At 68.2% G+C, this 13,008-nt stretch carries 11 protein-coding genes and 1 tRNA gene; 6 read left to right on the top strand and 6 right to left on the bottom strand.

All coding sequences use genetic code 11. The annotated features are described in order from the left end of the window. Nucleotides 1-19: 19 nt before the first annotated feature. Nucleotides 20-1,852, bottom strand: coding sequence for a helicase C-terminal domain-containing protein (locus tag NATOC_RS00385; RefSeq protein ID WP_015319420.1), 1,833 nt, complete (start codon nucleotides 1,850-1,852; stop codon nucleotides 20-22). A gap of 178 nt (nucleotides 1,853-2,030) precedes the next feature. On the opposite strand from NATOC_RS00385, the gene NATOC_RS00380 reads away from it, so the two are divergent. Continuing rightward, nucleotides 2,031-2,119 (top strand) — tRNA-OTHER (locus NATOC_RS00380). 82 nt (nucleotides 2,120-2,201) lie between these two features. Here NATOC_RS00380 and NATOC_RS00375 read toward each other — a convergent pair. After that, nucleotides 2,202-2,447, bottom strand: a complete 246-nt coding sequence (locus tag NATOC_RS00375; protein WP_015319419.1) for a DUF7561 family protein — start codon at nucleotides 2,445-2,447, stop codon at nucleotides 2,202-2,204. A gap of 78 nt (nucleotides 2,448-2,525) precedes the next feature. Between NATOC_RS00375 and NATOC_RS00370 the strand changes: the two genes are divergently transcribed. The 3 genes from NATOC_RS00370 (at nucleotide 2,526) to NATOC_RS00360 (ending at nucleotide 5,240) form a co-directional block, all read left to right on the top strand. Then, complete coding sequence (locus tag NATOC_RS00370; protein ID WP_015319418.1) at nucleotides 2,526-3,491, top strand: zinc/iron-chelating domain-containing protein; 966 nt, start codon at nucleotides 2,526-2,528, stop codon at nucleotides 3,489-3,491. A 67-nt stretch (nucleotides 3,492-3,558) separates the two neighbouring features. Continuing rightward, complete coding sequence (locus NATOC_RS00365) at nucleotides 3,559-4,518, top strand: NAD(P)H-binding protein (protein WP_015319417.1); 960 nt, start codon at nucleotides 3,559-3,561, stop codon at nucleotides 4,516-4,518. After that, entirely contained in the window at nucleotides 4,515-5,240 is a 726-nt protein-coding gene (locus NATOC_RS00360; RefSeq protein WP_015319416.1) for a DUF7530 family protein, read from the top strand. Before NATOC_RS00365 ends, NATOC_RS00360 begins: the two co-directional genes overlap by 4 nt. On the opposite strand, the gene NATOC_RS22120 is transcribed toward NATOC_RS00360, so the two are convergent. Continuing rightward, the gene (locus NATOC_RS22120) at nucleotides 5,237-5,410 is read right to left on the bottom strand and encodes a DUF5786 family protein (RefSeq protein WP_245549669.1); all 174 of its coding nucleotides are present in this window, start codon (nucleotides 5,408-5,410) and stop codon (nucleotides 5,237-5,239) included. The genes NATOC_RS00360 and NATOC_RS22120 overlap by 4 nt on opposite strands. A 110-nt stretch (nucleotides 5,411-5,520) precedes the next feature. On the opposite strand from NATOC_RS22120, the gene NATOC_RS00355 reads away from it, so the two are divergent. Next, complete coding sequence (locus NATOC_RS00355; RefSeq protein WP_015319414.1) at nucleotides 5,521-6,528, top strand: DUF5784 family protein; 1,008 nt, start codon at nucleotides 5,521-5,523, stop codon at nucleotides 6,526-6,528. A 65-nt stretch (nucleotides 6,529-6,593) separates the two neighbouring features. Here the strand turns inward: NATOC_RS00355 and NATOC_RS00350 are convergent, their stop codons facing one another. Both NATOC_RS00350 and NATOC_RS00345 read right to left on the bottom strand, forming a co-directional pair. Next, nucleotides 6,594-7,577 carry a stage II sporulation protein M gene (locus NATOC_RS00350; RefSeq protein ID WP_015319413.1) on the bottom strand — a complete coding sequence of 328 codons (984 nt, stop codon included), beginning with the start codon at nucleotides 7,575-7,577 and terminating at the stop codon, nucleotides 6,594-6,596. Between the two features lie 43 nt (nucleotides 7,578-7,620). Then, nucleotides 7,621-8,541, bottom strand: a complete 921-nt coding sequence (locus NATOC_RS00345) for a phosphotransferase family protein (protein WP_015319412.1) — start codon at nucleotides 8,539-8,541, stop codon at nucleotides 7,621-7,623. Between the two features lie 110 nt (nucleotides 8,542-8,651). On the opposite strand from NATOC_RS00345, the gene NATOC_RS00340 reads away from it, so the two are divergent. Further along, a complete protein-coding gene (locus tag NATOC_RS00340) occupies nucleotides 8,652-9,509 on the top strand; it encodes a ribose-phosphate diphosphokinase (protein ID WP_015319411.1) in 858 nt (285 codons plus the stop codon). 82 nt (nucleotides 9,510-9,591) lie between these two features. Here NATOC_RS00340 and ileS read toward each other — a convergent pair whose 3' ends face one another. Further along, nucleotides 9,592-12,837: an isoleucine--tRNA ligase gene (gene ileS / locus NATOC_RS00335; protein ID WP_015319410.1), complete on the bottom strand. Its 3,246-nt coding sequence runs from the start codon at nucleotides 12,835-12,837 to the stop codon at nucleotides 9,592-9,594. Nucleotides 12,838-13,008: the final 171 nt, after the last annotated feature.

Raw genomic sequence — 13,008 nt, 5'->3', positions numbered from 1 at the left:
GGTTCCAACCCAACTACCGTTACCCGTCCGTCTCCCAGACGTCCGCCAGCGGGCTCGATCCCGACGCTCGTCGGGATCGCGACCGTGAACTGCCGCGGTTGCCGTTCGAACGGGCGCTCGAGCCATCGCCGGATCGAGTCCTCGAGGAGTGACCGCCCGAGCCCGTGCCGTCGACGGCCGCGTTCGGGTCGAACGCCGGCAGCACCGGGCGCTCCATCCGATCGACCTGGGCCGCGAACCAATCAGGCATGTCGGTTCGGGCGCGGTCGAACACATCGAGGAGGCTCGCGTCCGCCAGATAGGTCGCGCCGTGGTCGTCGGGCGCGCGGACGACCCGACCGCAGGCCTGGATGATCGTCCGCAGGGCGGTCCGGTAGTACCACGCCCACTGGCCGTCCTCGAGGCGGTGGGCGACCCGCGAGTCGCCGGTGTTGAGGAACGGCGCCTTACACAGCACTTGCCAGCGACACAGCTCGCCTTTCAGATCCAGCGCCTCCTCCATCTTCACCGAGAGGAAGAGCTCCGGGTCGTCGCTCGCTTTCCACTCCTCCAAGATGGCGTCGCGGTCGTCCCGGTCGTGGACGCGGATCCGCTCGCCGACGCCGAAATCCCGGAGCAGGTCGACCAGCCGCTCCTGGATAGCGTACGAGTGGGCGTGGACTAATCCCTTCTCGTCGGGGTGTTTCTGCATGAGCCGGACGATCGTCCGGGCGAGCTTCGGCGTCGTCTCCGATCGGTGTTCGTAGGTCATCTTTCCCTGCGTGACGTCGTACAGCGGGCGGTTCTCGACGGGGAAGGTGTGAGGGACGTCGACCAGCGCGACATCGGCGGGATCGAGGCCGACTTGCCGACAGAACGCCGCCTTGTTCAGGATGGTCGCCGACAGCAGGGCGAACTTGTTCCCGCGGTCCCAGACCGTGTGGCGGAGGTACCGCTCGGGGTTCATCGGTTTGATCGTCAGGGGGCCGCCGAGCTTCTTGCCGGAATCGTCGCCGTTGCGTCCGTTTGTGTCGGAACGCGGCTCCGACTGGTCGACCAGCCACGTCGTCGGACTCTCGGGATCCCGGTAGTCCGAGACGAACCAGTCCAGTTCGCCGATCAGCTCCTGGAGTCGGTCGCGCTGACGGACTTCCCGCGGGGTGAGCGACTCCTCGGCGAGCAGCTCGTCCTTTCGTCGGGTGCAGATCTGGGCGACGTTCTCGGCGTACCTGGCGGCGCGGTCGAGCCCGTCGATCTCCGGGACGCGCAGCTCGTCCCAGAACGGCACCGTCCGTGGCCCCAGCTGGATCGTCGCGTACATCTCGGCCCACTCGGCGAGCCCGTGGGCCTCGTCGACCACGACGACGTCGCGTTGCCGGAAGACCTCGCTGCCGGCGGTCTGCATGAAATAGGCGAGCGTCATCGCCGCAATCTTCCGGTTCGAGGCGATCGCCCGGTCGGAGAAGTACGGACACCGGTGTTTGACCGAGCAGTCGTACCCCCGCTCGCGGACGCAGGGGGCCTGGTTGACCGGCGTGTCGCGCTCCTCAGGGAGGATACAGGTGTAGTTGGACTTCCCGCGGATGACGTTCAGGTCCGCGAGCAGGTCGTCGGCCGCGACGTCGTCGAGCTGGGAGACCTGCGGGGTCGTGTAGTACGCGCCCGCGGCCTCGCTGGGCTCGGCCTCGTCGACGGTCCGCGCGCAGCCGGCGACCGCGCGGGCAAGCAGGGACTTGCCGCTGCCCGTCGGCGCCCGCACCAGCACGACGTCGTTGTCGGCCGCGAACGCGTCCCGGATGTCGCGAAGCGCCTGCTCCTGGGCACCGCGGTAGCTCGGGGCGGGGAAAGCCTCGAAGATCCGCTCGGGGTTCACCGTTCGTCCCACGGGTCGGTCGCGTCCTAAAGGCTACGAACCGTCTCGCATGCCGCAGCCGCCGTCGGTTTCGCGATCCACAACCCGAGAAGGCGCCGCCTATCGGGGCGTAGGCAGGCGATACGGAACCAGTAGTGGGTCGGTTACGAATACGGATCCGCCCGTCGACCTCGAGTGCGGAAGGGTCGCTCAGCGGTAGAGCACCGCGGCGCCGCCAGGCCCGCGGCGGCCATCGTGCCTCGTGGCGTTCAATTCCCACCCCTTCCGCTCGCGGCGCCGGCACGAACGATCGCGGTCGTGGTGGTGTGTCACACGCTCGCTTCCCCTCGTCCTCCGGCGCCGCCTCAACTCAACTCGACTCGAGTCGCGACGTTTCCTCGTCGACCTGTTCCAGCCGCGCGACGTCCGCGTCGGTCGGCTCGTCGGGCAACGCCGCGATACACGGGTAACACAACAGATGGTCCGAGCCGTTCTCGAACTCCAGGGTCATCGCAGTCCCCTCGCTGCCGTCGTCCTCGCCGAACGTCCAGAGGTTGGCGATGCCGCCGGCGACCGTCACCGTTCGGCCGCAGCCGTCGCAGGTATCCCGCGCCATACGTGACGATCGGTCCCGCGCGGTGAAAGTCGTTCCCCTCGGCACAGCCGTTATTGGCGCGCCGACGGTACCGGGGCTATGGAGGTGCACTGCGAGGACTGTGCCAGCTGCTGTCTCGACTGGCGATCGCTGCTCGACGAGAACGTCGGGAGCGATCCGGACCACGGACGCCAAGCGGCCAGGTCGGGTCCCGACGCGGGGTCCGCCGTCGACCCCAGCCCGATCGACGACGGCTACAACTTCGCCGCGCTCACCCGCGACGAGGTCCGAACCTTCCTCGAGCGTGGCGCAGCTGCGGCGCTGACGCCGCGGTTCTGGACGGTCGGCGAGGACGAGGGCGTCGCGGTCGGGGACCACCGGGTCGCCGCGGTCGCTGGTCGACCCGCCTTCTTCGTCGGGCTCCGGAAGCCGCCCAAACCCGTCGCGCCCTTCGGTCGCGAGGACGCGACCTGGCTGCCGACCTGCGTCTTCCTCGATCCGACGACGCTGCAGTGTCGGATCCACGGTACCGACCGGTACCCCGACGAGTGCGGCGTCTACCCCGAGCGTAACCTCGCGCTCGGGGCGGAAACGGAGTGTGAGCGCGTCGAGTCGGCGTTCGACGGCGAGCGTCTGCTCGATCGGGCCCACCGCGACGCCGACAAGCTCCTGTTTGGCCCCCAGGCGGTCGGCGCGAAGCTGTTCTGTCACCCGCGCCCGGAGGAGCTCGCGGACGTCCTCGATCGGCTCGCCACGGGCGAGCTGCGGGCGACAGACCGCGCGGAGTGTCTGGCCGTCGCCGCTGCCTCCAGTCCGGGCACCCTCGCGACGTCGGACCACCACTACGAGTGGGGGTACGAACGAGCCCTCGAGTCCCTCTCCGGCGAAAGCGACGGTGAAAGCGCGGATGACGGCGGCGAGGACGCCTGGGTCGGCCCCGCGATCGAGGCCTGGGAACGTCGGCGAGCGAACGCCGACGGCTCGGTGCCGTCGCCGTCGATCGCTCACGGAATCGAAGAGCAGCGGGGCGCCCCCGGGACGCCGGGCTGGGATGGCCTCGAGTGAGTCCCCTCCCGCACGCCGACGGGCCTGCAACGCGATCGGTTAAGAAGCGATCGATCGTAGAACCAGTATGAACGTCCTCGTAACGGGCGCGACCGGCTTCGTCGGCAGTCGGCTCGTCGCCGCGTTGCGTACGCTGACCGACCACGACGTGACGGTACTCGTTCGGGACGCCGCGGAGTACGATCCGCCCGACGACGGGATCACCGTCGCAGAGGGCGACGTCCTCGAGAAGGGGAGTTTCGAGGACGCCCTCGAGGGGATCGACGCCGCCTACTACCTGATCCACACGATGGGGAGCGGCGACGATGATCTCATCGGGCAGGACCGCCGCGCCGCACGGAACTTCGAACGGGCGGCGACCAACGCCGCCCTCGATCGGATCGTCTACCTCAGCGGGCTGGGCGACGAGGACGAGGCGCTCTCGGAACACCTGGCCTCCCGGCGACTCGTCGAGTCCGAGCTCGAGTCCGGCAGCGCCGACGTGACCGTGCTCCGGGCGGCGATCATCATCGGTGCCGAGAGCGCGAGCTTCCGAATCGTCCGCCAGCTCGCAAAGCGGCTCCCGGTGATGGTGACCCCGCGGTGGGTCCACGTCGACTGCCAGCCGATCGCCATCGACGACGTGATCGCGTACCTGCTCGCCGTCCTCGAGCGTCCCGAGACCGCGGGCGAGACCTACGAGATCGGCGGCCCGGACGTCCTCACCTACGGGGAGATGCTCCGGACGACCGCGAGGATCACGAGGGGCTGGGAGCCGGTGATCGTCCCGGTCCCGGTACTGACGCCGACGCTGTCGGCGTACTGGGTCGACCTCGTGACGGACGTCGACCCGAAGGTCGCCCACCGGCTGATCGAGGGGATGGTCAACCCGGTGGTCGTCGAGGACGACCGGCTGCGGGAGCTCGTCGGCGTCGATCCGACGCCGTTCGAAGACGCCGTCCGCAGCGCGCTCGCCGAGGAGGGAACCCTCGACGGGGACACTCTCAAGAGCGGGCTGCCCGACGAGGGGCGCCCGCTCGAGGAATGAGCCGGACTCCGGAGTACGGGGAGACGTGGGTCTACGAGAGCATCGTCGGTGCGCTGCCGGGCGTCGAGCTCTCGGACCGGCTCGCGATCGGGATTCAGTTTACCGTCTTCGAGGGCGCCCTGCTGGCCGTCGCGGCCGTCTATGGGCTGTGGGACGCGGTCGTTCCGGGGACCGTCGCCGTCCTCGTCGCGGCGGTCGGCAGCTGGCTCATGCTCCGGTACAGCCGCTCGGTTCGGGCGCTTCGCTCGCCCGACGGCTACCGGCGCGTGCTGTTCGGCTCGAACATTGAGGTCGTCCTCGGGGTGGTATCGTTCGTGCTCCTGGTTACGTACCTGTTCGTCACCGACCCCCGGACCAGCGACCAGCCGTTGCTGACGGAGATCCTCGGTCCCGAGCCGCCGTCGCTGGCGGTCGCCCTGTTACTGCTGATCCTGTGGGACGTCGTCTACCGGATCGGTACCTGCTGGTGGGCGACGGTCGCCGGACTCTGGCGGGCGGTCGTCTACGAGTTCGGCCCCGAAACGACTCGGGAGTACGCCCGCATCGACGGACTCAATGTGGCGTTCGCGGGCGTCCAGCTCCTGTTCGTCCCGTTCGTGCTCGACCACCCGATCCTGGTCGCCGCGCTGGTCGGCCACGTGATCGCCGTCGTCGCGGTGGCGACGCTGTCGGTACTGCTCCAGCGACGGTCCAGGAAGGAGAGCGACCGGTCGATCCGCTAATCCGACTTGATCTCCTCGAACTTGTTCAGCAGCTCCTCGGCGGATTCGCCGGCGTCGTACTCGACTTTTCCGTGGTAGATCGTCCGCTCGTCGTCGAAATCCGCGTCCACCCGCGAGGCCTGCTCCTCGCGCCGCTCGTGTTCGTCCTCATCATAGGCACCCATTGACATGGTAAGTATACACATTGTAGGCAGCTGACGCTTATCAATGTAACGGTGACCCACACCCCGGTCGTCCCGTCAGCGAACAGTATATACCCACCCGGCCACAACCTATCGACGTGGCACGGCCGCTTCGCTTTCGTTACTCGCCCGCCCGCTGGAGCGAGCAACGAGTTCGACAGGAGATACTGGGGCCGCTTCGCTCGAACATCGGTGCTCGGGCGGTCGCCCCGCGATTCGACATCGGTGCGGACTGGGAGACACACCGCTTCGAGATGCAAAACGGCGACCTCGCACTGTTTGCTCGCAACGGCGAGGAAGCCTACTGGATGGGCAACACTGAGACTCCCTCGGCGCTGTGGAAGACAGACAAGTTCGGCTGGCAGGAAATTCCCTACCACGTCGCCCGGTGGAGCCAGCGGGAGCTGCTCGCAACCTTACACGAGACCGACCCCTGGCTCGAGGACTACCCGTACCTCTCGTGGTTCTTCCTGCCCGTTTTCATGTCCAAGGACGGCCGCGAGTCGACGCGGGCCTTTTTCCGCGAACACGGCGCCGGTTTCCCCGACGCCGGCCGTCGCGAGACGACGCGATTCTTCGAGGAGTTTCTCAAGACCGGCGTGTTAGACGAGTATCGGTCCGTCATGGCGGGGAAGCTCGGTACCAGCGACCACGTCGACCGCGTTCGGATGAGCGCCGCGATGGGTGAGTTCATCGCCGCGAAGATCCTCACCGACGCGGGCTACGAGGTCACTCCGGAGATCGAGGTGACGACCGGACACTCGCTCGATTACCGGGCCGAAGACGAGGAGACGAACCGCCTCGTCGAGGTGACCCGTCCCCAGCCGCCGGCCAACCGGGTCGCGGCCGGTCCCGTCGCCGCCGTCCGCGACACCGCCGAGACGAAGACCGACGGCCAGCTCGCCGAACACGGCGGCGGTGCCGTCCTGTTCGTCGACTGTTCGAGCTTCCGGGACGACGCCTGGGCCGCCGTGCGAGGCGAACGGCCCGACCTCCGTCACCGTCCCGCAGTCGTCTACCGCGCCCGTCCCGACGGTTACGTCGAGGGCTACCGGAAGGGGTCGGTCCCGCTCGAGTTCGGCGACGCGATCGAGTTCGTCGACTAACCGTTCGTTTTCGACCCAGTTCTCGGTTCCGTCCTCGAGGCCGATCTTCGTCCGCCGAGCGACGGCTACGGTTCGGCCAGCTCCGGGAACAGCGCCTCCGCGATGACGATCGTCAGGTACGCCTCGACGAACGCCGCCAGCGCGAGCAACAGCCAGCCGAACGCGACCAGCAGCGTCGTCCGGTAGACGTACGCCTTCGTGAACAGCGACTCGCGCGAGCCGACGAGCCGCTGGCCGGCCCGGTGGAGAAACCGGAAGCCGACGCCGGCGGCGATAAACAGCGCGGGCAGCTCGAAGATCCCGTGGGGGGCAAGCAGGGCAACGATGGGGCCGAACCCGACCTCGAGCCCGGTGACGACCGCGATGTTGCCGACGATGATCCCGTTAAACACCATGATGATCGTCGTCACCAGCCCGAGCGTGAGCGCGCCGAAGATCGCCGCCAGAAACGGCGGCGTGTTCTGGACGAGGAAGAACGTCGCCGAGAGCTCGATCCCGCCGCCCTCGGCGAGCTCGTCGTCGACGAACTCTTCCTCGCCGAACTCCTCGGTCAGGAGCTCGAGGAACAGCTCCGAGAGGTCGATCCCCGCGGCGACGAGGGCGGCCCCGAGGAGGGCACCCCCGCCGAACAGCGCCGTCGCGAACCAGACGTAGAGCCGGTGTTCGGCCCACCCCTCCGACAGCCCCGCGGCCACGCCGCTGCCGTCGGTCAGCGCAACCGCCCCCAGTGCGGCGAACGCGATCCCGAGGACGGCGGCGCCGGTCGCGGCGACGGTCAGCTCGTGGATCGCGGCCGTCGCTCCCGCCGTCACCAGCGAGACCAGCGCCAGCGCGAACGCGAGGGTCGCCCACCCCCGACCCGGATCGGCGCTCGGTCCTGGCCCCGACCCTGACGGCTGGGGGTCGCGATCCGGCGGCTGGCTCGAGGGGACGTCCTCGGCCTCGGACTCGCGTGGAGCGCGTCGCTCGGTGGCCGACTCCTCGGTCCGCGCCGACCGCTCGGTGTCGGTCGACTCGACCGTTTGGTCGTCGGTCCGTCGATCGTTCATACCTCTCCCTTCGGGCAAATTACGGATAAATCCGCCGACAGAGCTACCCTTCGAGCAGCCGCCGCCACTGGCGTCGCAGCTGTCGTCGCCCCCGGGCGTCGCGAGCGATTCGCCCGTAGTTCGCCGCCGACTGGGCGAGCCAGAGCAGCTTGTAGGTTCGGAGTCGACGCGTCGCGTCCGGTTCGAGGCGAGCCTCGCGAGCGTATCCGGTCCGGAACGCAGTCCGGAGTCGCGCGCGTTCGTCGCGATCGAGAGCTCGGGCGTGCACGTCGACAAACCGGGCCTCGGCGCGGGCCAGCGCGTACTCGGCGTGGGTGACGTGGGCGTTCCCCCAGTCGAGGACGCCGACGATCGATCCGTCGTCCTCGACCAGCAGGTTCGAGGGCTGGTAGTCGCCGTGGGTCAACACCGGGCGACAGTCCGGATCCCCGGCGAGTGGAACCGGGAGCCCGTCGAGCACCGGTCCCGGATCCATCGCGTGCCAACCTGTGGGCTCGCGCGGTCGAAGCCGCCCGTCCTCGCGGGCGAGCCCGCAGACGCGGTCGAACGCGAGCGAGGACGTCGCGTGGAGTCGGCCGAGCAGCTCGCCGGCCTCCCGGACGAGGCGTCGGCGAACGGCGGGCTCGAGGGTCGCGTACTCGAGTCCCGGATTCCGTCCCGGCAGGAACTCGTAGAGGGCCCACCGGTTCGTCGGCTCGTCGGGGCCGCCCGCGAGCGTCCCCGACGCGAGGACGTCGGGGACCGGGAGCGGGGTCTCGCGACCGACACGAGCGACGACGGACGGCTCGATCACGTCACCCGTCCAGACGCTGGCGCCGCCGCGCTTGCAGACCGCGCGCCCGGGCTCGTCGGCGAGTTCGAGAACGACCGTCTCGGCGACCGACCCCTGGTCGGGACGGCTGCTCGCGCGCAGTTCGGCACCGAGGGCGTCCTCGACGATGCGGGCGACCGCGTCGGATGCCATACGGGGGGCTACGACGGGCCCGTCCGTAGCCGTTCGGATCCTGCCGCGCCATCGGTGGATTCGACACGGAGAACGAAAACGGGTTTACCCGCCGCACTGTGGCGATACGTATGATCGTCAGCGGATCCACCTCACAGGCGCTCGCCGGCGTCCTCGCTCGCGAACTCGAGGAACCGCTCGCTACCGTCGAGTACGACCGGTTTCCCGACGGCGAACTGCTCGCGGCCGCTCCCGACGTCGCCGACCGCGACATCGACCGGGCGATCGTCGTCGCCTCGACGACCTCGAGCGACGCCCATCTCGAGGTGCTCCAGCTCCAGGACGCCGTCCAGGAGGCCGGCGCCGACGAGGTCGTAACCGTCCTGCCGTACATGGGCTACGGCCGCCAGGACGAGGCGTTCGAACCCGGCCACCCGGTCTCCGCGCGGGCGGTCGCCCGCGCCGTCTCGACCGGAGCGGATCGCGTGCTCACCGTCAACCCACATGAGGACGCGATCTGTGACTTTTTCGAGCCCGCTGCGACCGCCGTCGACGCCGCCGATCGGCTGGCCGAACCCCTTCCCGAGGATCTTACGGATCCCGTCTTCCTCTCGCCCGACGCCGGCGCGATCGAGCTCGCCGAGACGGTCCGGGACGCCTACGGAACCGGCGAGGTGGACTACTTCGAGAAGAACCGCCTCTCGGGCACCGAGGTCGAGATTTCGCCCAGCGACGTCACCGTCGCCGACCGGGACGTCGTCGTCGCCGACGACATCATCGCGACGGGGTCGACGATGAGCGAGGCGGTCGGCGTGCTGGGCGACCGGGGGGTCGGCCGGGTGTTCGTCACCTGCGTCCACCCGCTGCTCGCTCGCAACGCCGTCACGAAGCTCTCCCGGGCCGGCGTCGAGTCGATCTACGGCACCGACACGATCGAGCGCCAGTACAGCGCCGTCTCGGTCGCGCCCTCGATTGCGGCCGAGCTGTAGGGTTTCTCGAACGGCTTCGACGACGAACGCGGACGGAAAAAACGCGGTGTAGCTATCCTCTCACACCGGTCTCCGACGGCGATCAGCCCGAGGCTTCCGCCGCCGCAACCGGTTCGACGGCGATCTCCATCGTCACGCCCTCGACCTCCCACTCCTTGCGGTGGCCGTCCTCGACGGTCCGGAGCTCGTCTGCCCGAACCTCCTCGCGGAGCAGGCCCTCGCGCTCGGCGACGAGGTCGGCGACGCGGTCGTCGTCGATCTCAACGTCGAGGACGATCCGCTCCTCGACGTCCAGATCGAGCTCCTTGCGCATCTCCTGGACCCGGCGGATGACCTCGCGGGCGTACCCCTCGCTTTCGATGTCGTCGGTCAGCGAGGCGTCGACGTAGGCCACCCCGCGGTCGTCGCCGTTCAGCGAGAACGCGGTGCCCGCGACGCCCTCGGGGGTCTCGGTGACGAACGAAACCATCTCCTCGGTGATCGATTCGTCGTCCTCGAGGACGTCGTTCACGGCTGCCTCGAGGGCCTCGAGGTCGGGCTCGTCGATCCGGGCCTCGTTGAGCGCGTTCATCACCTGGCCCGCGCGGTCACCGAAGGCGGGACCCAGCTCGCTCATGTCGGCCTGGGCGCTGTAGTTCAGCTCACCCCAGCGGTCGTCGGGCGAGACGAGCTCGATCTCGCGGGCGTTGAGCCGGTCCTCGAGCAGGCCGGCGTGGCGCTCGACGGCCTCGAGGACGCGCTCGTCGTCGGCAGCGACGACGACCCGCGGGACGGGCCAGCGCAGCTTGCGGCCGGCCTGCTGGCGAGCGTTGGCGCCGGCCTCCTCGATCGCCCGCAGGAAGGCGACGTCGTCCTCGAGCTGGTCGTCGACCCAGTACTCCTCGACGGCGGGCCAGTCGCACATGTGGACGGTGTCGTGCTCGGCCTCGCCCGTGAGGGTGCCGTAGATCTCGTCGCTGACGAAGGGGGCGTAGGGGGCGAGCAGCGCGACCGTCTCCCGCAGGACCCGATAGATCGTCGCGTAAGCGGCCTCTTTGGAGGCGCTGTCGTCTTCCTCCCACATCCGTTCGCGGACCGCCTGGACGTAAAAGCGGGAGACGTCCTCGACGACGAACTCGAGGAGCGCGTCGAGGGCCTTGTCCTGGCGGTACACCTCGAAGCTCTCGGTCATCTCGGCTTTCGTCGACTGCAGCCGGGCCAACACCCACTCGTCGATCAGCTCGAGGTCGTCGTCGACGTCCTCGAGGGTCGTCGCTCCGGCGGCTTCGCCGCCTTCGCCTCGTTGCGACTCCGTCGCAACGCCGGGATCGAACCCGTCGAGACGCATGTACGGCAGCGGGAACCGGAAGACGTTCCACAGCGTCCGGAGGTTGTCCTCCATCGTCTGCATCCCGTCCCAGGAGAAGCGCATGTCGTCGCCCTGCGGGTTGTTCGACAGCAAGAACAGTCGCATCACGTCCCGGCCGTGGCTGTCGATCGCCTCGTGGGGGTCGATCAGGATGTCCTTGGACTTGCTCATCGCGCGGCCGTCGGGCATCAGCGCGTGGCCGTGCATCAGCACTTCCTGGTAGGGGCTCTCACCGATCGCCGCGGTGCCCATCCCGAGCTGGGACCAGAACCAGCCCCGGGTCTGGTCGTGAGCCTCCAGGATGAGGTCGGCAGGCCAGAGCTCGTCGAACCGGCTGTCGTCCGAGGGATAGTTCAGCGTTCCCCAGGAGGCTACCGAGGAGTCCAGCCAGACGTCGAAGACGTCGGGAACGCGGGTGTAGGTCTTGCCGTCCTCGGTGATCGTCAGGTCGTCGACGGTGTCCTTGTGGAGGTCGACCGAATCGTACTCGATCTCCTGGTCGACCCGCTCGACGAGCTCCTCGCGGTCGCTGATGACGAGCATGTCCTCGTCGTCGTCCCGGTCCTCGGGCGTCCAGACGGGGAGGGGAATCCCCCAGTAGCGCTGGCGGGAGACGTTCCAGTCGGGGGCGTCCTCGACGAAGTCCCGGAACCGGTTGTCCCGTGCCCACTGGGGGTGCCACTCGCTGTCCTCGATGTTGGAAAGCAGCTCCTCTTTGACGTCGGTGATCGTGATGAACCACTGGTCGGTGACGATCTGGACGATCCCCGTATCGCAGCGCCAGCAGTGGCCGTAGCTGTGGTGGACGGTGTCGGCCGAGAGCATCGCCCCGTTGTCCTCGAGGTCGGCGATGATCTCCTCGTCGGCCTCTTTGACGAACTGGTCCTCGTACTTGCCGGCGTCCTCGGTGTAGACGCCGTCGCCGGCGACCGGACAGAAGATCGGCAAGCCGAGCTCGCGTCCCCGCTGGAAGTCCTCCTCACCGTGGCCGGGCGCGGAGTGGACGAGCCCGGTGCGGTCGGCCTCGACGTACTCCGCGTCGTAGATCTGGAGGGCGTCGTCGACGTCGACGTGGCCGGGAACCTCCTCGGCGAGGGGGTGTTCGTACTCCCAGCCGATCATCTCCTCACCCGAGCACTCCTCGACGACCTCGTAGTCGTCGTAGCGGCCCTCCTTGAGGACGCCCTCGACGCAGTCCTCGGCGACGTAGATGACCTCCTCCTCGCCGTCTTTCTCGGCGCGTACGCCCTGGTAGGTCAGATCGGGGTCGACCGCGACGAACGTGTTCGCCGGGATCGTCCACGGGGTCGTCGTCCAGATGACGACCGACCCCTCCCGGTCGGTGAGGTCGAATTTCACGTAGACCGAGGGGTCCTCGACGTCCTCGTACTCGACCTCGTTGTTCGCGATAGCGGTCTCACAACGGGGACACTGCGAGATCGAGCGGTGGCCCTTCTCGACTAAGCCGCGCTCGGCGGCCTTCGAGAACCCCCACCAGGCCGCCTCCATGTACTCGGGCTCGACGGTCCGGTAGGGATCGTCCCAGTCCATCCAGACGCCGAAGTCCTGGAAGTCCTGCTGGAGTCCCTCGAGCTGTTCGTCGGCGTAGTCCTTACACTCCTGGATGAAGTTCTCCTCGCCGAACTCCTCGATGTCCTTCTTGTTCTCGAAGCCGAGCCGTTCCTCGACGCGGGTCTCGATCGGCAGTCCGTGCATGTCGTAGCCCGGACGGTCGGTGACGTCGTACCCCTGCATCCGCAGGAAGCGGATGTAGACGTCCTTCAGGGTCTTGTTCCAGGTCGTACCCATGTGGGCCGACCCCGACGTGTACGGCGGGCCGTCGACGAAGAAGAAGGATTCGCCGTCGGATCGGTGCTCGACCGTCTGTTCGTAGGCGTCGACGTCGTCCCAGTAGTCGAACACCCGCTGTTCCAGGGTGTGGGGGTCGTACTGGTCGTCGACCTCGTCGAACCTGCTCATACCAGACGTAATTGCACGGGACGGTAAAGAGGAATCGATATTGCAGGTCCAGCTCGAGGACGGATCCCGCAGTCACCGTCGACGCGAGGTGCGAAAGCGTCCGTTCCGGACCCTGTCGGTTTTCCGTTCGCCATCCGAACGTAGAACAAATATTATCTGTTGGATTACTGT

Source organism: Natronococcus occultus SP4 (genome assembly GCF_000328685.1).
Classification (GTDB): Archaea; Halobacteriota; Halobacteria; order Halobacteriales; family Natrialbaceae; genus Natronococcus; species Natronococcus occultus.
The sequence above is the reverse complement of the archived record's forward strand: the minus strand, read 5'-3'. Positions and strand labels throughout refer to the sequence as shown.